Origin of the sequence: Ralstonia chuxiongensis, from assembly GCF_024158925.1 — a bacterium.
In the GTDB taxonomy this organism is placed as follows: Bacteria; Pseudomonadota; Gammaproteobacteria; order Burkholderiales; family Burkholderiaceae; genus Ralstonia; species Ralstonia chuxiongensis.
The window spans coordinates 1-21,476 of sequence record NZ_JAMYWC010000001.1; the positions used below are offsets into that span (position 1 = coordinate 1).

General features: G+C 61.9%; 18 protein-coding genes and 1 pseudogene. 9 read left to right on the top strand and 10 right to left on the bottom strand.

What is annotated here, in order from left to right; all coding sequences use genetic code 11:
* Positions 1-328: 328 nt before the first annotated feature.
* From imuA to NKG59_RS00025, 5 genes are all read left to right on the top strand, one after another.
* A complete protein-coding gene (gene imuA / locus NKG59_RS00005) occupies positions 329-1,285 on the top strand; it encodes a translesion DNA synthesis-associated protein ImuA (RefSeq protein WP_253534149.1) in 957 nt (318 codons plus the stop codon).
* Positions 1,218-2,801, top strand: a complete 1,584-nt coding sequence (locus tag NKG59_RS00010; protein WP_253534151.1) for a Y-family DNA polymerase — start codon at positions 1,218-1,220, stop codon at positions 2,799-2,801. The genes imuA and NKG59_RS00010 overlap by 68 nt, the downstream gene beginning before the upstream one ends.
* Before the next feature lie 7 nt (positions 2,802-2,808).
* Complete coding sequence (locus NKG59_RS00015) at positions 2,809-6,048, top strand: error-prone DNA polymerase (RefSeq protein ID WP_253534153.1); 3,240 nt, start codon at positions 2,809-2,811, stop codon at positions 6,046-6,048.
* Between the two features lie 527 nt (positions 6,049-6,575).
* A complete protein-coding gene (locus NKG59_RS00020; protein WP_253534155.1) occupies positions 6,576-7,112 on the top strand; it encodes a helix-turn-helix domain-containing protein in 537 nt (178 codons plus the stop codon).
* 141 nt (positions 7,113-7,253) lie between these two features.
* Positions 7,254-8,411: an SLC13 family permease gene (locus NKG59_RS00025; RefSeq protein WP_045204025.1), complete on the top strand. Its 1,158-nt coding sequence runs from the start codon at positions 7,254-7,256 to the stop codon at positions 8,409-8,411.
* Positions 8,412-8,681: 270 nt separating this feature from the next.
* Here the strand turns inward: NKG59_RS00025 and fusA are convergent, their stop codons facing one another.
* Complete coding sequence (gene fusA / locus NKG59_RS00030) at positions 8,682-10,784, bottom strand: elongation factor G (RefSeq protein ID WP_253534157.1); 2,103 nt, start codon at positions 10,782-10,784, stop codon at positions 8,682-8,684.
* Positions 10,785-10,912: 128 nt separating this feature from the next.
* Positions 10,913-11,644, bottom strand: coding sequence for a Crp/Fnr family transcriptional regulator (locus NKG59_RS00035; protein WP_253534160.1), 732 nt, complete (start codon positions 11,642-11,644; stop codon positions 10,913-10,915).
* A 150-nt stretch (positions 11,645-11,794) separates the two neighbouring features.
* Here NKG59_RS00035 and NKG59_RS00040 point away from each other — a divergent pair, with 150 nt between their 5' ends.
* Positions 11,795-12,328, top strand: coding sequence for an Mpo1 family 2-hydroxy fatty acid dioxygenase (locus NKG59_RS00040; RefSeq protein ID WP_253534162.1), 534 nt, complete (start codon positions 11,795-11,797; stop codon positions 12,326-12,328).
* A gap of 15 nt (positions 12,329-12,343) precedes the next feature.
* On the opposite strand, the pseudogene NKG59_RS00045 reads toward NKG59_RS00040, so the two are convergent.
* From NKG59_RS00045 to NKG59_RS00080, 8 genes and pseudogenes are all read right to left on the bottom strand, one after another.
* Positions 12,344-13,158: pseudogene (locus tag NKG59_RS00045) on the bottom strand (crotonase/enoyl-CoA hydratase family protein).
* Positions 13,159-13,189: 31 nt separating this feature from the next.
* A complete protein-coding gene (gene fdxA, locus NKG59_RS00050) occupies positions 13,190-13,528 on the bottom strand; it encodes a ferredoxin FdxA (protein WP_045204019.1) in 339 nt (112 codons plus the stop codon).
* A 419-nt stretch (positions 13,529-13,947) separates the two neighbouring features.
* Complete coding sequence (locus NKG59_RS00055; protein ID WP_315862586.1) at positions 13,948-17,610, bottom strand: CheR family methyltransferase; 3,663 nt, start codon at positions 17,608-17,610, stop codon at positions 13,948-13,950.
* 414 nt (positions 17,611-18,024) lie between these two features.
* Positions 18,025-18,309 carry a hypothetical protein gene (locus NKG59_RS00060; RefSeq protein ID WP_045204068.1) on the bottom strand — a complete coding sequence of 95 codons (285 nt, stop codon included), beginning with the start codon at positions 18,307-18,309 and terminating at the stop codon, positions 18,025-18,027.
* A gap of 96 nt (positions 18,310-18,405) precedes the next feature.
* Entirely contained in the window at positions 18,406-18,750 is a 345-nt protein-coding gene (locus tag NKG59_RS00065) for a hypothetical protein (RefSeq protein WP_253534164.1), read from the bottom strand.
* 85 nt (positions 18,751-18,835) lie between these two features.
* Entirely contained in the window at positions 18,836-19,120 is a 285-nt protein-coding gene (locus NKG59_RS00070; protein ID WP_045204016.1) for a hypothetical protein, read from the bottom strand.
* Between the two features lie 91 nt (positions 19,121-19,211).
* Positions 19,212-19,538 (bottom strand): hypothetical protein, encoded by a 327-nt coding sequence (locus NKG59_RS00075; protein ID WP_253534166.1) that lies wholly within the window; start codon positions 19,536-19,538, stop codon positions 19,212-19,214.
* Positions 19,539-19,727: 189 nt separating this feature from the next.
* Positions 19,728-19,931, bottom strand: coding sequence for a cold-shock protein (locus NKG59_RS00080; RefSeq protein WP_045204014.1), 204 nt, complete (start codon positions 19,929-19,931; stop codon positions 19,728-19,730).
* A gap of 679 nt (positions 19,932-20,610) precedes the next feature.
* On the opposite strand from NKG59_RS00080, the gene NKG59_RS00085 reads away from it, so the two are divergent.
* The 3 genes from NKG59_RS00085 (at position 20,611) to NKG59_RS00095 (ending at position 21,460) form a co-directional block, all read left to right on the top strand.
* Complete coding sequence (locus NKG59_RS00085; RefSeq protein WP_080693703.1) at positions 20,611-20,841, top strand: isochorismatase; 231 nt, start codon at positions 20,611-20,613, stop codon at positions 20,839-20,841.
* An 83-nt stretch (positions 20,842-20,924) separates the two neighbouring features.
* Complete coding sequence (locus NKG59_RS00090; RefSeq protein ID WP_253534169.1) at positions 20,925-21,179, top strand: translation initiation factor 1; 255 nt, start codon at positions 20,925-20,927, stop codon at positions 21,177-21,179.
* Positions 21,180-21,247: 68 nt separating this feature from the next.
* Positions 21,248-21,460 carry a hypothetical protein gene (locus NKG59_RS00095; RefSeq protein ID WP_253535649.1) on the top strand — a complete coding sequence of 71 codons (213 nt, stop codon included), beginning with the start codon at positions 21,248-21,250 and terminating at the stop codon, positions 21,458-21,460.
* Positions 21,461-21,476 lie beyond the last annotated feature (16 nt).

Here is a 21,476-nt window from a genome sequence, read left to right on the forward strand (position 1 = left end):
ATCAACACCCCAGCTCCATCAAAGAGCTGGGGTGTTTGTCTTTGCGCGAACGCTTCGCACACGTCCCGCCTGCAAGGCTCCGCAACACCCCGCAACAACCCCTCCCTCGCACAAAAAACAAAAGGCCTCGAATAAGAGGTTTATAGATCGCTTTTTGATCGCGTCCCCCTATCAATATTTGGACGAAGCCTACTTCACAGTCTCTTCAAGCTAGTGTTTGAGGTTGCTATCGCCGCCTTGCAACGCACAAGCAAAACTAGATCGCGTTGAAGAGAAGTTGTGATACTGTATATTCATACAGTATTCACTGGCTTGCTTTGGCGTTTCCATGTTTACGTTGTCCCCGTCTCTTGTCATCGCCGAAGATGTGGCGGAATGTCCCGTTCTCGCTGGACGCGCGGTGTCTGGGGAGCGTTCGCTTATGCCGAAAGCCTCGACGGTGCCATTGCCGGAGGCGCTGCATCCGGCTCTGTGGAGCGCAGGCCGTCTGGCGCGAAGCGACGGGCGCGTTTTGACCACTGGGTATGACTCGCTGAATGTCGAGCTGCCCGGTGGTGGCTGGCCCCTCGGCGGATTGACCGAACTGCTGTGCCCCCAATCCGGTATTGGTGAATGCAGGTTGCTGCGCCCGGCGTTGTCTACGTTGTGCGCGGGTGCAGGGCGCATTGCGCTGATTGCTCCGCCGCATCTGCCGAATGCAGTGAGACTGGTGGGCTGGGATTTCTCTCCTGAACAAATCGTCTGGGTGCGCGCTGACAAGCCGGCTGATCTTCTGTGGGCAGCCGAGCAGGTTCTACGCTGCAAGGCTTTCGATGGTGTGTTGATCTGGCTGAACAGGGTGCGCCCAGGAGAGTTGCGCAGGCTGCAAGTGTTGGCCCAGGCGGGAGAGAGCGCCATCTGGGTGTTCCGGCCGGCTCAGGCGCAGCGTGAGTCGTCGCCAGCGGTGCTGAGGCTGGGGCTGGAACCGGCTGGCGCCGATTCGCTGTCCATTCTCTTCCACAAGCGGCGTGGGCCGTTGCGTGAATCTCCGTTGCTACTGCCGTTGGCGGATCCGCTTCGGGCCGGTCGCGCTTCCGTGCGACCGTTGCCTGTGCCGCCCGTCGAGCCGTTCATCATGGATCCGGCCACGGCGAAATTGCTGGCCGCGCTTTCGTCTCCTTCGTCTTCTGTTGCGTTCAACGCTTTGTCGGACGTTTCCGATCAAAACACTCCCGATCATGCCGTTCTGGATCGCGGTGCATCTGCCCCGTCTCCCACTCGACGCGCTTCGACCCCGGTGGTCTGACCCAACCGCGCTGCCTTTGCCGGTCGTGGTGCTGGAGCAGGAGCGCGTGGTGTCGGCCAATCGCTTAGCGATGCGCGAAGGCGTACACGCAGGCCTGCGCCGGGCAGGTGCGCAGGCGTTGGTGCCGCACGCCATACAGCTTGATCGTGATCTGGCGGCCGAGGCACGGTTGCTGCAATCGCTGGCGCTGGCGCTGCTGGCATTCACGCCGCATGTCACGTTGGATGTGGTGGATGAGGCGACGGTGTTGTTGGAAGTCGAGGCCAGCTTGCGCCTGTTCGGCGGACATCGCGCGCTGTGTCGGGCAGTGAAGTATTGCGCGGTTCGATTGGGCGCTATGCCGCAGCTTGGCGCCGGACCGACGGCACGCGGTGCGGCGTGGCTTGCCAGCGCACAGCCGGCGCCGATACGTGGGCGTCGTCGCACGACAGCACGTCAAGGGCGCGCGCGGAGGGCGGTGCGGCAGGAGCGGTTGTCGGTATTACTTGATCAATTGTCGATTGATGCGGTGGCGCGACTCACACGGCCCGATTGGCTTGAAGGCCTCGGCTGCCGCACGCTGGCCGATTTGCGTGAGTTACCACGTAGCGGCCTGCGGCGGCGCTGCGGGCCGTTGCTCGTGGATACGCTCGACGCGGCGTATGGCAACGGGCACGAAAGCTTCACCTGGTTTACCGCGCCGTTGCGCTTCGATGTGCAGCTGGAATTATCAGGCCGCATCGATAACGCGGAAGGTGTGCTGGCAGCCTCGGAGCAATTGTTGTTGCAGCTGGTCGGCTGGCTGTCGGCACTTCAGTTGGGTGCCAAGACGTATCGGCTCACGCTGGAGCACGAACGCCGGCGCGGCCGGAGCAGTGAAGATGCCGCTTCGTCTACGCCGGTGGAGATCGCGCTGGCACAGCCGGTTCGCACGCTGGCGCACTTGTCACGGGTACTGCATGAACGTGTGCATCGGCTCACGCTGATCGCCCCGGTGGTCGAACTGCGCTTGACGGTGACCGACGCTACGCCGCTCGCGCCGCCTACGGAATCGCTGTTTCCCGAGCCCGGTGGTCGCGCTGAAGATGCAGCACGCCTGATCGACACGCTGATCGCCCGCCTGGGTGCTGAGAACGTGCGTCATCCGCAGCCGTGTGCCGACCATCGCCCTGAGCGCGCCAACCACTGGGTCGAGGTAAATGCCGCAACCACCGCGCAGAGCCGTGCGGGCGCGCGTCAAGCATTGGCGCAGTGGCATGCGCAGCAGCCGGAGCGCCCGCTGTGGCTGCTGGAGAAGCCCATCCCGCTGCTGACACGTCAGAATTATCCGTATTACCGCGGGCTGTTGCGGCTGGTGTCGATGCCCGAGCGCATTGAATCCGGCTGGTGGGACGACGACCTCATCAAGCGCGATTACTTCATCGCCGCCGGAGAAAAAGGCGAGCGTTACTGGGTGTATCGCGAACGCGTTTCCGCTGGCAAAGCCAATGCGGCAGACGAGGACGCCCGCTGGTATCTGCACGGCTTGTTTGGCTAAGCACGTCATGACTTCGCCCACGCCACTCCCCGGTCTGCCCGACTATGCCGAGCTGCATTGCATCAGCAACTTCACGTTCCTGACCGGCGCGTCGCATCCGCACGAACTGGTGGAGCGCGCCAAGCTGTATGGTTATCAAGCGCTGGCGCTGACCGACGAATGCTCTGTGGCGGGCACCGCGCGAGCGCTTGTGGCTTCCAAGGAACACGAACTGAAGCTCATCATCGGCAGCCGCTTTACGGTGCGCAATGCCGATGGTGAACCCTGGCTGCGGCTGGTGCTGCTGGCGCAGAACATCGAGGGTTACGGCAACCTGAGCGAGATCATCACGCACGCGCGGCTGGCAGCACCGAAGGGCGAATATCGTTTGCTGGCTGACGATTTGGCCGCGCCCCAAGGTGAACTCGCTCACCTGCGCGGCGTGCCCGATTGTCTGGCGATTCTGCTGCCGGACTACGATCCCGACCCGCAGCAACTGCTGGCTCAGGCATGGTGGTGTCAGCGCGTGTTCGGTGATCGGCTATCGATTGCGCTGGAGTTGCCGCTACGGCACGCGGATGACCGCCATCGCGGAACGGTCGCGGCGGTGTCGGAGCAGATCGATGTGTCCATGGTCGCGACCGGCGGCGTGCAGATGCACACGCGTCAACGCAAGCCGCTGCACGACGTGCTGACCGCCATCCGCCTGTCCAAGCCGCTTTCTGAATGCGGCTTGGAACTTGCGCCCAGCGCTGAACAGGCGATGCGCACGCGCATGCAACTCGCGTTTCTTTATCAAGGCAAGCGCGGTGCCAAGATCCTGCGCCGGACGGTGGAGTTGGCGGCGTTGTGCAATTTTTCCCTTGACGAGATCGAATACGAATATCCGAGCGAAGTCGTGCCGGAAGGCATGACGCCGGCCGAATACCTGCTTGCTGAAACGTTGGCCGGTGCCGCAAAGCGTTATCCAAACGGCGTGTCGGAGAAGGTGAGCGCGCAGATCCAGGATGAACTCGGACTAATTGCCGACTTGGGTTACGAGCCCTTCTTCCTCACGGTCTATGACGTGGTGAAATTTGCGCGCAGCAAGGGGATCCTGTGCCAGGGGCGTGGCTCGGCGGCCAACTCGGCGGTGTGCTATTGCCTGGGGATTACCGAGGTGAACCCGGACAGCGGCAACACGCTGTTCGCGCGCTTTCTTTCGCGTGCACGCAATGAGCCGCCCGACATCGATGTCGATTTCGAGCACCAGCGCCGCGAAGAGGTCATCCAGTACATCTACAACAAGTACGGCGTGACACGTACCGCGCTGGCGGCCGCGCTCATCACGTATCGCACGCGTAGCGCACTGCGTGACGTAGGTCGCGCGTTGGGCATTGATCTTGGGATCATCGAGCAGGTGGCCAAGGGGCAGGCGTGGTGGGATAGCCGCAAGGAATTTGCGCAGCGGGCAGGCCAGCAGGGTCTGGATCCGGAATCGCCGTTGGTGCTGCGCTGGGCGCAACTGGTGGACCAGTTGCGTGGTTTTCCGCGCCATCTGTCGCAACACGTGGGCGGGTTCGTGATTGCGCAGGGCAAGCTTTCACGCCTGGTGCCAATCGAGAATGCGGCGATGGAAAACCGTCGCGTCATCCAGTGGGATAAAGACGATCTTGAATCGCTGCGCCTGCTAAAGGTTGACGTGCTGGCGTTGGGCATGCTGACGGCCATTCGCCGCACGCTGGACATGCTTGACGCGTTACCCGGAAGGCGCGAGCACTATGGTGCAACCGGCAAGCTCGCCATGCAGCACCTGCGCGATGACGACGAGAAAACCTACGACATGATTTGCCGCGCCGAAACCATCGGCGTGTTCCAGATCGAATCGCGCGCGCAGCAATCGATGCTGCCACGTCTGCGTCCACGCGAGTATTACGACTTGGTGATCCAGGTGGCCATCGTACGGCCCGGGCCGATCCAGGGCGGCATGGTGCACCCGTATCTGCAGCGGCGCGAGGCGAAGCGCAATGGCAACACCGATTGCGTGACATACCCAGGGCCCGAGGTGAAAGCCGTGCTTGAACGCACGCTGGGTGTGCCGATCTTCCAGGAGCAGGTGATGGAGATCGCCATGAAGGCCGGCGATTTCACTCCGGACGATGCTGACCGCTTACGCCGCGACATGGCTGCCTGGAAGCGCAAGGGCAATCTCACACAGCATCAGGAGCGCCTGGTGCATGCGATGGTCGAGAAGAGGCGCTACGACCCCGCTTTTGTTGAAGCGCTGTGCAAGCAGATGGAAGGTTTTGCCGAATACGGCTTCCCCGAAAGCCACGCGGCAGGTTTTGCCAAGCTGGCCTACGTCAGCAGCTTCCTGAAGTGCCACGAGCCGGCGGCGTTCTTTGCGGCGTTGCTCAACAGTCAGCCCATGGGCTTCTATTCACCGTCGCAACTGGTGCAGGAAGCCCGGCGCAACCATGTGCGCGTGCTGCCGGCGGACGTGACGGCCAGCGTATGGGACAGCACGCTTCATCCCCGCACCGACGGCGAGGCCGGTGACGGCGGCATTGTGCAGCCCGACATCCGCCTCGGGTTGAATCGCATTCGGGGCATGCGCAAACCGGCCGCCGAACGCATCGAAGCGGCTCGCGCCCAGGCGCCATTTACCAGCGTGGAGGATCTGGCCCATCGCGCCGCGCTCGACCGCCATGACCTGAACGTGCTGGCTGCAGCCAATGCGCTCAAGCCGCTGGCCGGCCACCGTCGTCAGGCGCTATGGCAAACGCTCGCACTGCAGGAGCCCGGCCAGGATCACGCGCTGCTGCGCCAGGCCCGGCCGGTGGAGGCGCCGCTCGAGCTGCCAGCGCCGCCCATTGGTGAAGAGGTGATGGCCGATTACGGCAGCCTGGGGTTGTCGCTGCAGAGCCATCCGGTAGGGCTGCTGCGCGCACGGCTCGAACGCATGCGTTTTGCCACCGCCGCCACGCTGGCTGGCTATCGCAACGGGCAACTGGCGCGCGCTTGCGGCATTGTCACGGTTCGGCAGCGGCCGGGCACGGCCAACGGCACCATCTTCGTTTCCATTGAAGACGAGACGGGCGCCATCAACGTCATCCTCTGGCCGCACTTGATCGAGCGTCAGCGACGTGAAGTGCTGAACGCCCAGTTGCTGGGCGTTTACGGCAAATGGCAATGTGAGCGCGAGACCCGACACCTTGTCGCTCAGCATCTGGTGGATTTGACCCCACTTCTGGGGCGCCTTGCCACTTTCAGTCGCGACTTCCATTAATTTCTGTCCGACCGCCAACTGACCGCCGCGTCACCTTCGGCACGGCAATTGCGTGACGAGAGGCACGCGCAGTCGCCTCACCGTGATGCAGAGGGCTCGGGCGGTTCTCTTCCGCCGTGCACCCTCCAATTGGCGGATAGGGCAAGCGCGGATCGACGAAACGTAGTGCGGATGCAAGGATTTGCGCTTGAGGCGTCACAAAAACCCCCAGCAAGCGAAGAAAACGGCATCTGTAAGGGAACTGACCCTCAAGGCGCCTTGTCACCATAAGCAGGGTTGACGAGATGCGCTTTCATCACGCGTCAATATTGGGTGCAGTCGAAATTACGTCTACTCTGTAGAAAACACATCACGGAGGCCGCCCCCAAAAACGTGTGCAACGGCGTGCATAGATGACACCGCCACCGTTGCCGTGCTGCTGTGTATGACCGCGGACGAAGGTGCAGCCACCCGACCCGCATATTTTCAGCCCATCGATCGGGTCCAGACCCGGCGGTGTTTCCCATCTCAGGTGCAGGAGCGAACAGATGGAACAGCCTTTCAAGCAGTTACACAGTCTGCGCAAGTCGCGCAAGCTCAAACAGGAAGATGTCGCCAAGATGGCCGGTATCTCTCGCGAAGCGTATTTGCGCGCGGAATCCGGTCGTGCCGATCCCCGCCTGTCGACGCTGATGGCCGTGGCCGGCGCGCTGGGGCTGGAGGTCGTTCTGGCGCCGCGAGAAGCCGTTGCCGAGATCGAGCGCGTGATTGCCAATCATCCGACTCAGCCAACGCAAGCGGGCGGCGCAGCGGAAGCTGGCCACGAGCGTTCGGAGCATGGCTCGATGGGCGGCACGGGCGGCGGACATGGCCTGGCAGGGCAGTATCGTGGGCCGGAGCGCCATCCGCAGTCCGCCTATCACCCAGGTGCCTCGCACAGCCAAGCGGGCCAGCAAGGTGCCCCCCATGCGGGCAGCGGCGCCGAGGATCGCTCGCGCATGACGTCTTCGGACAAGCCGGGCGCTGGCGGTTCGTCCAGTGGTTCAGATCGCCCGGGCGGCGGTTCGGGTTCGCGCGAGTCGTAAGCGGATCCCTCTGGTATAGGCCGGGCACGCAAGCGCCCGGCTTGCGATTGAGCGCAGGAAGCAGTCGCACTACAATCGGCCCGGCAAACCGCGCCCGGTTGGTTTGTGCGCGTTTGCGCTAACGTTTCCTTCTCCTTTCCTATGCACGGCGATCCGCCACGCACGCACATGGCGCAAGCCGTACCGCAACATCCGCCGTTCTGGCACAACCTCAAACAAGACGTTTTCTTCTGGGCGCTGTTGGCCATCTGCGGCGCACTAACGCTCGCGGCTCCCAAGCGCATCGTTGAATATCCGGCGCTGATTGACTGGCACACCATTGCCGCATTGGCTGGTTTGCTCATCCTGACCAAGGCGGTAGAGGCCAGCGGCATGCTGCAGTTGCTCGGCCGGCGCCTCGTCGAAGTCGTCAGCAGCGAGCGTGTGCTGGCGCTCAGTCTGGTAGCGGCTTCGGCGGCGTTGTCGACCGTATTGACCAACGATGTGGCGTTGTTCGTGATCGTGCCGCTCACCGTCGGTTTGCGGCAGGTCGCCAGCCTGCCGGTGGCGCGGCTAGTGATATTCGAGGCGCTGGCGGTCAACGCGGGTTCCGCGCTCACGCCGATCGGCAATCCGCAAAACCTCTTCCTGTGGCATCAATCCGGGCTGTCGTTTGGCGCATTTGTCTGGCAGATGACGCCGATGGTCGTGCTCCTGATGGCGTTGCTTCTGCTGGTGACGTGGCTGGCGTTCGCCTCGCACGAAATCCATCTGCATGCTGAAGCCACCGACGTGGAATTGCACAAGCGCCTGCTGGTGCCGGCGCTCGTGCTGTACGTGCCATTTCTGGTGCTGACCGATCTGGGCCATCCGCTGGTGGCGGCGGCCGGGTTGATCGGGCTGTACCTGATCGGGGCGCGCTATGTGCTGGCCCGGGTGGACTGGGGCCTCCTCCTCGTGTTCATGCTGATGTTCATTGACTTGCGGCTGGTGGCGCAGCTTGGCATCGTGCGGCAGGCGCTGGACGCGTTGGCGTTGAGCAATCCAATGCATCTGTACTGGGCTGGCATTGGCGTGTCGCAGATCATTAGCAACGTGCCGGCGGCGATCCTGCTGGCCGAGTATTCGCATGACTGGCCGATGATTGCCTTTGCAGTCAGCGTGGGCGGATTTGGCACGCTGATTGGGTCATTGGCCAACCTGATTGCGTTACGCATGCTGGGCGACCGCCGTGCCTGGTGGGTGTTTCACGCGTACTCGATGCCGTTTCTCTTGGCTGCGGCAGGCATCGTGTACGCGTGGCTGATGTGGCTGCGTTAGGCTGGCACGGCATCCTAATCGGGCGCGACGCTGGTCCAGGTGATGGCGCTCGGTACGAAAGCACAGCTGCGGCGTAGCGGTCAGCTGGCCGATCTGTTTCCTAATTGGTCGGAGGAGCGCTTTGCGCTCTACGCACTGTATCCATCGCGCGCTACCTGCCTGCCAAGGTGCATGCATTCATCGATTTCTGCGTCGAGAACCTGCCCGCAGGCTAGCCCGTAAAGTACTGCGGCCGCACTAGGCGGCCGCAAGCAGTGAAGCAAGAAAGCGTCAGACCTTCTTGGCCGCCATCACGGCTTCCGACACGTTGCGCGGCGCCTCAGCGTAATGCTTGAACTCCATCGTGTACGTTGCACGGCCCTGACTGAGCGAACGCAGGTTGGTGGAGTAGCCGAACATTTCAGCCAGCGGCACCTCGGCATGCACGACCTTGCCGCCGCCGCCCGGAATGTCTTCCGTGCCTTGCACCATGCCGCGTCGTGACGACAGATCGCCGATCACGTTGCCCATGTAGTCTTCCGGCGTTTCCACTTCCACGGCCATCATCGGTTCGAGCAGGATGGGGCCGGCCTTGCGCATGGCGTCCTTGAAGGCCATTGAGCCAGCCATGCGGAAGGCGTTTTCGTTCGAATCCACGTCGTGGTATGAGCCGAAGGTCAGGCGTACCTTCACATCCACCACCGGGTAGCCCGCCAGCACGCCCGTGTTGAGCGTGTCACGGATGCCCTTGTCCACTGCCGGGATGAATTCGCGCGGAATCACACCGCCCTTGATCTCGTCGACGAACTCGTAGCCCTTGCCGTCGTTCGGCTCCAGCGTGATGACTGCGTGGCCGTATTGGCCCCGTCCGCCCGATTGCTTGACGAACTTGCCTTCGACGTCTTCAGCGGCCTTCTTGATGGTTTCGCGGTAAGCCACCTGCGGCTTGCCGACGGTCGCTTCCACGCCAAACTCGCGCTTCATGCGGTCGACCAGGATTTCCAGGTGCAGTTCGCCCATGCCAGAAATAATGGTCTGGCCGGATTCTTCATCCGTCTTCACACGGAACGAAGGGTCTTCCTGTGCCAGTCGGTTCAGGGCGATGCCCATCTTTTCCTGGTCGGCCTTGGTCTTGGGCTCGACAGCTTGGCTGATGACGGGCTCGGGAAATTCCATGCGCTCCAGCACAATGACGTGCTCCGGGTCGCACAGCGTTTCGCCCGTCGTCACATCTTTCAGGCCCACCGCGGCGGCGATGTCACCGGCCAGCACTTCCTTGATCTCTTCGCGCTGGTTGGCGTGCATCTGCAGGATCCGGCCCAGGCGCTCGCGCTTACCCTTGACCGAGTTGTAGACCGTGTCGCCGGAGTTGATCTTGCCCGAATACACGCGGAAGAACGCCAGCTGGCCGACGAACGGGTCGGTCATGATCTTGAAGGCGAGGGCGGCGAAGGGCTCGCTGTCGCTAGCATGGCGCTCGAGCGGTTCGTCCTTTTCGCCGTGGCCCTGGATGGACGGAATGTCCACCGGCGAGGGCAGGTAGTCGACCACCGCATCGAGCATCGCTTGCACGCCCTTGTTCTTGAACGCGGAGCCGCACAGCATCGGCACGATCTCGCCGGCGATGGTGCGCTGGCGTAGGGCGCGCTTGATCTCGGCTTCGGAGAGCGTCTCGCCGCCAAGGTATTTGTCGAGTAGGGCTTCATCGGCTTCGGCCGCGGCTTCGACCATCTTGTCGTGCCATTCCTGCGCGGTGGCCTTCAGCTCGTCGGGGATGTCGACGTACTCGAACTTGACGCCCTGGCTGGCGTCATCCCAGACGATGGCCTTCATCTTGACGAGGTCGACCACGCCGCGGAAATGATCTTCCGCACCGACGGGAATCTGGATCGGTACCGGGTTGCCTTTGAGGCGGTCGCGCATCTGGCGCTCGACGCGGAAGAAATCCGCACCGATGCGGTCCATCTTGTTGACGAACGCAATGCGCGGCACCTTGTATTTGTTGGCCTGGCGCCAGACCGTTTCGGACTGCGGCTGCACGCCGCCCACGGAGTCGTAGACCATGCACGCGCCGTCGAGCACGCGCATGGAGCGCTCCACCTCGATGGTGAAATCGACGTGGCCCGGGGTGTCGATGATGTTGATGCGGTATTCCTGGCGGTCCCCCGCCATGCCGCGCCACATGCAGTGCGTCGCGGCAGACGTGATGGTGATGCCGCGCTCCTGCTCCTGCTCCATCCAGTCCATCGTGGCCGCGCCGTCATGCACCTCGCCTATCTTGTGATTGACCCCGGTGTAGAACAGGATGCGCTCGGTCGTGGTGGTTTTGCCGGCGTCGATGTGCGCCGAGATGCCGATGTTGCGATAGCGCTCGATGGGGGTCTGGCGGGGCATGATGTTTCTCTTCCGTTGAAGGACACTCGCATCGCCGACTCCGCACCATGCGAAGGGCGAATGTGCGAGTGGGAACACATTATAGGATCGGTCCTAACCCATCGCATGTAGGGGTATTGGATGAGATTTCACCCCCTTGCCACCTCATATGCGAGTTGGTGCAGGCCCGCAAAGTCGAGCAGCTCGATTTCTCCGTACGCCAGCCTGAGGATGCCGCGCGCCTGGAAATCCTTCAAAACCTGGTTCACGGTTTGGCGAGACAGCGCAAGCAATTGCGCAAGCTGCTCCTGTGGCACGTGCAGCACACGCCGGGTGCCCAGGCGCAGGTCGCCGTAGCCGTCGGCCATCAGTAGCAGGCGCCGCGCCACGCGCACGGTGGCGGGCAGCAGGGCAGTCTCTTCGAGGACGATAAAGGTCAGGCGCAGCTTGTGGGTCAGCAGCAAGGCAAACGCATGCAGCAGCGCGGGTGAGCTCTCCAGCAACGCAATCAGCGCCGCTTGCGGCATGTGCAGCAATGTCGTATTGCCGTCGGCGCGGGCATCGTGCGTGCGCGGTTGGCGATCGAACGCCCCGATCTCGCCAAACCAGTTGACGGGTTCCAGCACGGCCAGCAAGGCTTCGCGGCCGTCCGCACTGGTGGCGCCGATGCGGATCGTGCCTTCCACCACGCAGTACAGCCCGTCGGGCGCGTCGCCCCGCTGAAAGAGGATCTCGCCAGCGCCCAGGCGACGCACCGCCGCAATGTCTATCAATGCGTCCTGCAAGGCCGCGTCGAGCGTGCCGAACCAACTGCTGGCGTGCAGGCGTTCGCGGTACGAGGCGGCGTCCAGCGCGCCGGATGTGGCGACAGGGTGGTCCATGAGGGGCGACTGAGGAACGCTTCGGACACGTGGAATTTGTCGGCTACGCGACAGAACGACGTGCCATCCACTGACTACGATGAAATGATCATAACGAGCGTGCGGCTGGAGCGTCCATGCTGCAAACGCACAAAAAATCCGGAGACCCTCATGCGGACCCTGTCTGACCATCTTTCCAACTACGCTGCCTATCACCTGGACGGTCGCAATATCGCCACGCACTTTGTCGGCATTCCGGCGATTGTGCTGGCCGTAGCGGTGCTGCTGTCGCGGCCCGTGCTGGCTGACCTGTCAGGTGTGCCTCTGACGCCCGCGCTGGCCGTGTTGGCCCTCACGACGTTGTTCTACCTGCGCTTGGATGCGGTGTTCGGCGTGGTGATGTTTGCCTTGATCGGCGTGTGCGTATGGGCCGGCAACCATGTGGCCGCGCATTCGACGGCGGCTTGGTTGTCAGTGGGCGTTGGCTTGTTCGTGATCGGCTGGATCATCCAGTTTGTTGGTCACTACTACGAAGGACGCAAGCCGGCGTTTGTTGATGACCTGGCGGGTCTGGTGATCGGCCCGCTGTTCCTCGTGGCCGAGACGGCATTTGCCCTGGGTTTGCGCGCGAAGTTGCGCGATGAGGTGGTCAGCCGTTCGCACGCCATGCGTGCCTCGATGGGCGGCAAGCACGCCGCCGCCTGAGCCCACCGCGCGGGGTTATTTCTCTGCGAACTTCGCGGCCGGCTGAAAGACCGGTGCGCGATTCTGCATGCCCGCCAGCACCGCCTCGCGCTGATTGGCCGCGCCGATCAGCCGGTCTTGCTCGACCGACTCGGCCAGCAGAATCGCGGCGGTGTCGCTATTTTCCGCAACGCGCATCAAGCGCTTGCCGGCGCGGATGGCGTCGGGGCTCTTCTGCGCAATGTCACGGGCTGCCGCCAGCGCTGCAGCGTGCGGATCGTCCACGACGTGCGTCGCCAGCCCCAGGGCGCAGGCTTCTTCGCCATTGACGACGCGGCCGCTGTAGATCAGCTCGCGCAGTCGATCCGGGCGGACCAGGCCGCGCATGAGCACAATGCCGCCCATGTCGGGCACCAAGCCCCATTTGATTTCCATGACCGACAGGCGCGTGTCGGCGGCTACGTAGCGCACGTCTGCGCCCAGCGCAATCTGCAAACCGCCGCCATACGCGACGCCATGCACCGCAGCCAATACCGGCACCGGCAAGTCGCGCCATACCGTGCAGGCGTACTGGCCCCATGCGTGCGCTTGGCAAGTCGGCCAGCGCTGACATCCGAATCCGCATTGTTGCTGCCGAGGCTCGCCATGCTGGCCATGTCCAGCCCCGCGCAGAAGGCACGCCCCTCACCCGAAAGCACCACGGCGCGTAGATCTGCCTCGTTCATCAGGCGCTCGCCGATGGTGACGAGCGCTTCGAACATGGCCGGGTCGATGGCGTTCATCTTCTCGGGGCGGTTGAGCCGGACTTCGGCCACGCCGGCGTCGATGTTGAGCAGGATGCGTTCAGTCATGAAAAAGTGTCCGTGTGAGGTCGGCGTCGAATCAGTCGGGAGCGATGACCAAAACATCGCGCTTGTCCTTCACTTGCGCCCAGTGCGCATGATCGGGCAGCGGCGGCTGCACCTTGGTCAGGCGGGGCCAGTCGGCGCGACGGGAGAGTTGTGCGTTCAAGGCGATGAAGTCCTGCTGGTCCGCTGGGACTTCGGCCACCGGATAGATCGCGCCCACCGGGCACTCCGGCACGCAGATCGAGCAATCGATGCATTCATCCGGATCGATCACCAGGAAATTCGGGCCGGCGTGGAAGCAGTCCATGGGGCAGACGGCGACGCAGTCGGTGTATTTGCACTGGATGCAAGACTCAGTAACTACATATGGCATAACTACGTGGGCTGTTCAAAACCTGTTCTGAATTCGTCCAAAATTATGCAGCATCAAGCTGAACCCCGTCAGGGGCACCCTGCGTGAGCTTGCATATACGGCTGCCATTTCATCTGAGGTGTGGCCCTAGCGGAGTGTTTTGGGGCGACGAGCCTAAGTCCATTGATGGCAATCCTGCAGCGCGCTCTCGCTGCTTGTGATGTGCGAAAGTCCGTGCCCGCGAGTTGCCAGCGCGACCCCGGCGCCGGAGCAGAGCGGGATACGGAGAAATCGAGGTATTTGCGGGGGAGGGGGCAGACGCTTGACGGGGCCGGTGTTTGTGCCCAGCCCTGAGGACGCTGTCACACCTTCCGGTTCGCGCACGCGAGCGGTTAATCCAGTGAGCTAATCGGCCGAAGGCCTGAAGCTCGTGCCTCGGTTTATTGCGGCTGACGCCCCCGTCCGAGCGATAGCTTTTCCAACAACAATTCAACGTTGACCGGCTTGGGCAGGTGGTCGTCGAATCCGGCGGCAATCGCGGCGTCCCGATCCTGTAGGGAGGCCAGGCCGGTAAGCGCCAACGCGTAGATCCGTCGTCGCCCGCCTTCTTGTTGCCGAATACTTCGCAGCAGCGCGTGGCCATCCGTTCCTGGCATCGCGAGATCGCTCACCAGAATGTCGAACGAACCAGCCCCGATGCACGTCAGTGCCTCTTTGGCCCCGGAGGCTGTCTGTACCTGCGCACCCAGACTGCGAAGCAGATAGGTCAGGGCTTCCTGAGACTGCGTGTCGTCGTCGACCAGCAGCACCGACAAACCATCCAGCCGCTGGGCTCCGTTCGCCGCGCGCGCAGTGAACGCATGCTCATCAACCTGGGCCTGAATGAGCGGCAGGCGAACCGTCAGCCTAGTGCCTCGACCTTCGCCCTCGCTGCTCGCTGTCACGGTGCCCCCGTGCGCCGCAACCAGATGTTTGACGATCGACAGACCCAACCCGAGCCCGCCGTATTCACGCGTCCGACTGGTATCGGACTGCATGAAGCGGTCGAACAGCTGCGGCAGCAGTTCGGGTTTCACGCCGATGCCGTTGTCAGTGACGGAGAGTTCGACCAGCGTTCCGAGGCGGGTTAAGGCGACTTCGACCCGGCCACCCTCCGGCGTGAACTTCAAAGCATTGCCGATCAGATTGGACGCCACCTGTTGCAGACGGCGCGCATCGCCACTGACGACGGCCTTGGTTTGCAAGCCGGAGGTGATCAGTGTGATTTCCTTCTTTGCCGCTGCGGGCCGATGGCCTTCCACCACGGTACGGACGGCGGCTGCAAAGTCGATGGGCTTCACATCGAGCGAGAATCGGCCGGAAGAGATCCGGGACACATCCAGCAGGTCGTCGATCAGTTCGGCCTGCAACTGGCAATGGCGCAGGATAGTCTTGATGGCATGTTGATCCTTGTCTTCGCTGGCCGCCGGATTGCGCTCGCTGGCGGCCATGAGCACCGCAGCCCAAGTTGAGATTACGTTGAGGGGCGCCCGCAGTTCGTGCGAAACGAGGCCGAGAAAATTGTCCTTGGCAGTGTTAGCGCGTTCGGCTTCACACCGAGCGGCCTGCGCCGTGCTGACTGCCCGCTTGAGCTCGTCTATGTCCTGGAAGGCGAGCACTGCGCCGTCGATGCGATCATCTGCGGTACGGTAGGCGCGCACGTTGACCAGCCACCAGCGGCCCTCGCTGTCCTGGTACTCCTGCTCCAAGCCTGCCAGGCCTTGGACGGCGGACTGCACAATGTGCTCGACATCAGCGGCCGAGAAGAGGCGGTTCAGCTGTGCCAACGGCCGCCCGACGCTGTCTTCGGGCAAGCCAAACAGCGTCTGGGCCTGCGGCGAGAAATGGCGCAGGCACAATTGCCGATCAAGTAGCAGGACGGGCAGCGGGATGCCTTCGACAAGATTGCTCAAGTCGTCATTCGCCCTGTCGAGTTGATCGTTGCGCGATTTCAGTTCGACGTTCAGGGAGCCCAGCTCCTGGTTGGCTGACTCCAGCTCTTGCTTTGCCAGCAATAACTCTTCATTGGCGCTCTGGAGTTCTTCGTTGGTGCTGAGCATCTCCTCGTTGGCAGTCCTGAGCTCCTCGTTGGCCGACTCGAACTCTGCAACCACTGTCTTGAGCTGCGCCTGGGCAGCTTCGAGTTCATCTGACAACGTGGTGACGGTACGCTCAAGTTCCTGAACGCGGGTGTGGGGTGAGCCTGGGCTGGTGCTCTGAACGGCGATCGCGTCGTCTGGCAAGCGCTCCAGCGTGACCAAGAAATGCGGTACCAGGTCTTCGGCAACTAGCGGCAGCACGTCCAGCGCGAAGCGTGTGTCGCCAAGCGCCACGCGCTCTCGCCGCACCGGCTGACTTGTGCGCTTCGCTTCGATCAGCGCGGTGCGCACCGTCACGTTGAGTTCCGGCTGCAACAGGCGCGGCAGCGCCAGCGACGCTTCGCCGCTCGCGGGCGCGACGAAGCCCGACACGTCGCCGCAAAAGTGCACTACGTTACCGTTCTCATCGACGATGAAGCCGGGTGGCGCATACCGTTCGAGCGCGACCCGATTGGCGGCCTCAATAACCGGATCGACCGGCTGCACACGGCGCACAGGAGGTGTCCCGCCTTGGCTCGCCCATGGCCGCAGTGCATCGATCGGGAAGGTCGCCTGCTGCCGCTTTGCTACGGGCACCTTACGGTAGAGGTGCGGTGCGCCGGCATGCTCGAAGCCATCGACTCCCGATGCTGCCTCGGCCCGGCCAAGCAAAACGAAGCCATCTGGCCGACAGGCGTAGTGCAGCATCTCGAGCACATGCTGCTGTGCTTCTTTGCGCAAGTAGATAAGAAGATTGCGGCAACTGATGAGCCCCATGCCGGAGAAGGGTGCGTGGGTCAGCACGTTGTGCCGTGCGAAGACACACATATCCCGGATCGACTTGCGCACGACGTAGCCTCCGGACGTCGCTGCGAAGGTGCGCTCGCGAAACGCCTCCGGCACGTCGTCCATCGAGGCAATGCCATACCGGCCAGCGCGCGCAATCTCGATGGACGCCTCGTTGATGTCGGTGCCGAAGATTTGAACGCGGCGGTGTGGCGCTTCCCGGTCAAGCGCATCTTTCAGCAGCGTGGCGATGGTGTAGACCTCCTCGCCTGTCGAGCAAGCAGGCACCCATACGCGGATCGGATCGTGCTTCAGTTCCAGGAGGGCTGGTATCACCGTTTGCCTGAGCACGTTGACGAACTCGACATCGCGGAAGAAGGCGGTTACGCCAATGAGAATGTCATCTCGCAGTGCTTCGGCTTCCCGCGCATCCCCGCGCAGCAACTGCAGATAGCCGCCTACGTCGCGGTCCTTCTGTAGCAGCACACGGCGCAAGAATCGCCGGCGCAGGTTGACGTCCTTGACGTAGCTGAGGTTGATACCGGTCTTTTGCTGCACGACGGCGAGCGCAGTGCCGAGGGCGTCGGCATCGCCTGCCTGGGCGTTAGCGGTCTCGGGCTGGGGCGCTTCACCAAAGCGCCTGACCAGGCATTGCGCTATGTCTTCCGGTGGTAAAACCTCGTCGACCAGACCGGTGTCGATTGCCGCGGCCGGCATGCTTTGCTGGCTGGCCGACTGCGGCAGCTGGGCGATGACGAAGCCGCCGGAGGCTTTAAGGTCAACGAGGCCGCTGGCTCCATCTTGACCAATGCCGGAAAGGATGACCGCTGCGCCGTTGACGTCGGGATCCTGGGCGAGCGACGCCAAGCAGGCATCGATCGGCAGGTGAAGGCCAGCCTGCCGGCGCGTGAGCCGGAAATGACCGTCCAGTGCAATCACACCGGCGTTCTCGGGCAGCACATAGAACCGGTCGTGTTCAATTTTGCGCAGATGAACGAGTCTTTCAACCGGCATGCTCGAATCCGCTTGGAGGATGCCGGCCAGTTGGCTCTCTTGGTTCGGGTCGAGATGCGTAATGACGAGTACCGCGAACCCGGGGTTTTCTGGCAGCGCGGCCGCAATCGTACGCAACGCATCCAGGCTACCCGCCGATCCTCCCAGCACCACCACCCGCAACAGCTCCGAAGGCATCGACGCCACGTCTGCACTCCTACCTTGTTGTAAACGTCGGCGCAGTCTATCCCGGCGATTTCCGCACATCAACCATACAAGACGCCCTTCACGCCTATGCGTGGTGCAGGTATCCCGACAGTGACGTGGTGATTGTTTGAGAGTGACGCTGAAGCCGTGTTCGCTTGCCAGAGCGCGCCCCATGCCGCGCCGACGCCAGTGCCCGCGCAGTTGAGGATCAGCCCCGCGCCAGCATGGGCGATGGAACCGCCGGCCGATGTGTGAGCTGCAAGGAGAGGATACGGCGGATCGTCCCGATCTCTTCGGCGGGGCGGAGGGATGCTGAGAAGCTGAGGTGGTTGCGGGGGCGGGAACGGGCCCTGGAGGCCACGGGTGCGTGCATCCAGCCGTAAAGATGCTGCCCCGGAGTGCCGATCGGCGAAACTACGCGGAAACCATTGACTTGCCCGGGATAAATCCATCAATGATGGACTCCGCCATCTTCGTTGCCGCCCGTCTGGCGATACCAATGCTCTCCCAATGATCGGCCTGCAGCGCGAAAATACGAGAATGCTCGTTACTGGGCGGCATCCCTTCCTGGCAAATCAACACGGAGGCACTGTAAGACCGATCAGGACGCCGCTCATGCCATTCACGAGGCGGGTCAAAGAGATAGATCAGGGGGTAAACATCGAACCCCTTGTAGCGGCAAGTCGGATAGGCATCCACAGCAATCTCCGTTGAAAGGGGTGGCCTCACTGTACGCTCTTTCCGCTTGCTCCATTGGACTATCCGCGAACGAGCGAATGCGGACGGTGCGGCCATTTATTCGCCACGTGATCCCGCTGGTTTGAGATCTCCTTGCCAAGGCTGCACGTGCATATCGAGGGTATGGTCACCTTGTGCGGTTTTCGCGTGGAGGCTGTCTCGGATAACTTGCGCGATGGCCAGGCGACACAAGCTTTCAATGCCGCCCCTGGCTGCCGAGGCTAAATCCGTCGCGTTCGCCAACACCCTGAAGGACCGCCTTCCTTCCCCCACGAAACTGGTGAATTGGACACAGTTCGGCTCTCCATCGCGGACAAAGCCCACAGTGATGGAGTACGCCATGTCTTTTGCCGCTCCGGGAAGTGTGCAGAGAAAGCTGGTCTTGTCGGTCGCATGAATCATCTTGCTTCCTGGCTTGTCATGCGAGCAATACGCCTCGCCAACGCAATATCAAAAAAGCAGGGGCTTCAGAAATACGCCGCGCCTGTCACAGCGACGCCACCGATTCGCCGGGTACCAGGCCATTGATGACGTCTTCGCCGAACTTCAGCGCCCCCCGCCTCGCGGTCCCGACATTCTCCCAAGCGGTGGGTGTCATTCGAAAAACGCGCGAATGCTCGGCTCCAGGTTGATGACCTGCTAGGCAGATCACTACAGATGCGTTGAATGTACGATCGGCACGCTTGCGCGGCCAAGACTGGGCAATCTCGGTCCTGTACACCAATGGATACAGGTCGAAACCTTTGTACGTGGCTGACGGGCTTGCGTTCATGAATGGCTCCAACCGATGGTGGGCGTGATCGATACCCGGCTGGATATCGACATTGACTGGCCACAGCAATCTGCTGATTGGCCGGGGGCAGTTATGAGTCCGTCCCCAAATGATCGACGGTGATCACGAGCATCCGATCTCCACGATCCGCTTGGGTATGCACGCCCAACTGCGCCCGTAGAAAACGGTCAAGCATGCGCTGCAACTGACCGAGGTCTTGCCGGTCTGCGTGCATCAACTGATTCATGGCATCGTGCGTAAACGTGATCGTCAACGTCCTCACGTGCCAGATACGGCTATCGAACTGAGGCACTTGCCAGTTTGCGCCGAGCACACTCGATTCGGAGTGCCAGGTCCGCACATCCTGCCCGGTAATTTCATCGAGCACCGGCTTGGTAAATGCGACAAGGTCGAGCATCACGGATCTCCATGACTTACATCGTCAGTCGGAGCATCAACGGGCGAACGTCCGTGTGCGGAACAGGAGGATGGTGGGGCCCACTGTACTCCCATATATGCACGGCTGCGTGTCGGGGCTGGCGCCAGATGAGTGAGCGACGAAAAAAAACCCCGCGTGGCGGGGTTTTTTTATTGCGCGCGAGACGGATCAGTTCGCCGTAATCTTGGTCGCGACCGGGCCTTTCTGGCCTACGCCCGATACAAAGCTGACTTTCTGCCCCTCTTGGAGCGACTTGAAGCCATTGCCCTGAACCTCAGAGAAATGAGCAAACAGATCGTTGCCGCCTGCGTCAGGGGTGATGAAGCCGAAGCCCTTGGAGTCGTTGAACCACTTTACGATACCGGTTTCCATGTTGGATTCCCTAAATGTTCTGGTCGAGCCCATGCTCACCAAGCATGACAATCAAGGAAGGAACAATGAGAAAAGGTATCGCCTAACGTGACAACCCAAAACATCGGAGTAACTACTTCAAAAGCCTGCGGCGCAACTTGTACCGGGCTCACAAGGTCCTGTCAATCAAAAAGGCGATGAACCCGGAAATAAGCCGTGAATGTGGATGCGACCGCGCTTTGCAAACGTTCCATGTTGCCCATACACCGCCGCGTTTGGTTGTAACAGTCGAGCAGTCGCATTCACGCGAGCCATTGAGGCGGCTCACAGAGCAGGAATTGCGAGAAGCTGTTACCATGCGCAACCTTTACCCGTTCTTCGAATTGATCGGGCTGGGTGCCTGGCAAGAAGACTAATCAATCGCTGGCCACCCGTCGGGCGTACACCCGAGTCATCTTGGACCACACGGTCCATCACCTACCTGACCGGCGGTTTATCCGCTCCGTACGCAGCGCGCATGTACTAGGCGTGCCAGCCTACGCAAGTACGGTCACCTCGTTGCCAATAGCTTGCGCCATGCATTTGTATGCATGACCCAAAGGCGTTGGCCCTACCCATCGTGGCGTAGCTCATCAGCAGGAACTGGTTTGCTCAGGCGTTCCACGCCTGCATCAGCTCTCGCCCGAAATTCAGCAGTGTATTGAACAAAATCGACTCCCCGTACACGGTGTCCGTGTACCCAATTGAACAAGAACCCGGCGTCTGGTTTGCCACCTATCTCATCAATGAGTATAGGGACGGCACGGAACGTATCCTCGCCAACGTCTCGATGCGCCACAACGTACATGGAACGGAAGCACTCGCAACGAATGCTGCCCGGGTTGCAGGAAGAGCAGCCATCGCACGTCTGGCACCCCATCACAAGAACTGAACCGCTCAAGCCGCCCCGCGCGGCTTTTTTCCGCTTGCGGCAAGAGCAGGCGCAACCCAGCAGTCAACAGGAAGGAAATCACCATGTCTATTAGCGAAGAGTGGGAAGAACTGCATCTGACGCCCGAGGGCTGGAAAGATGGCAGCTATCGACACGTACCTGGTGATGCCGTCATCGTCGCGCCGCCGGCCAATGATGTACTGACCGTGCGCAGGCATGTTGCTGCCGTCTATGGCGGGCCGTCACGCGTGACAGAAGACAGAACACCGCGCACTGATGACCTGAGCCAGATCGAGCAATTGCTGTTGAAGTACGGCGCTCCTGTCTTTGGCGTCTAGGCCGCAGACGAAGCGGACGAATGCTCGCGCACTACATCGCGCCCACGTTATTTGAGAGAGAAACTGGCATGACACTCTGCCGCGCTTGCCTTGCGATTGAAGTCCACCGACTTGGTGCGTCAGGCCATGCCTTCTTACGAATCACCGACACCCAGCGCATCAAAGCTTCCAAGACAGCGGCCGTCACGGTGAGCACGTTTGCATGCCGCACGTGCGGCGCAAACTGGACCTACCGCGAAGGGAAAAACGTGCCCAACCCGGGATGGTCGCTGGAAGAGTAAGCGCCTTCATTGGTTC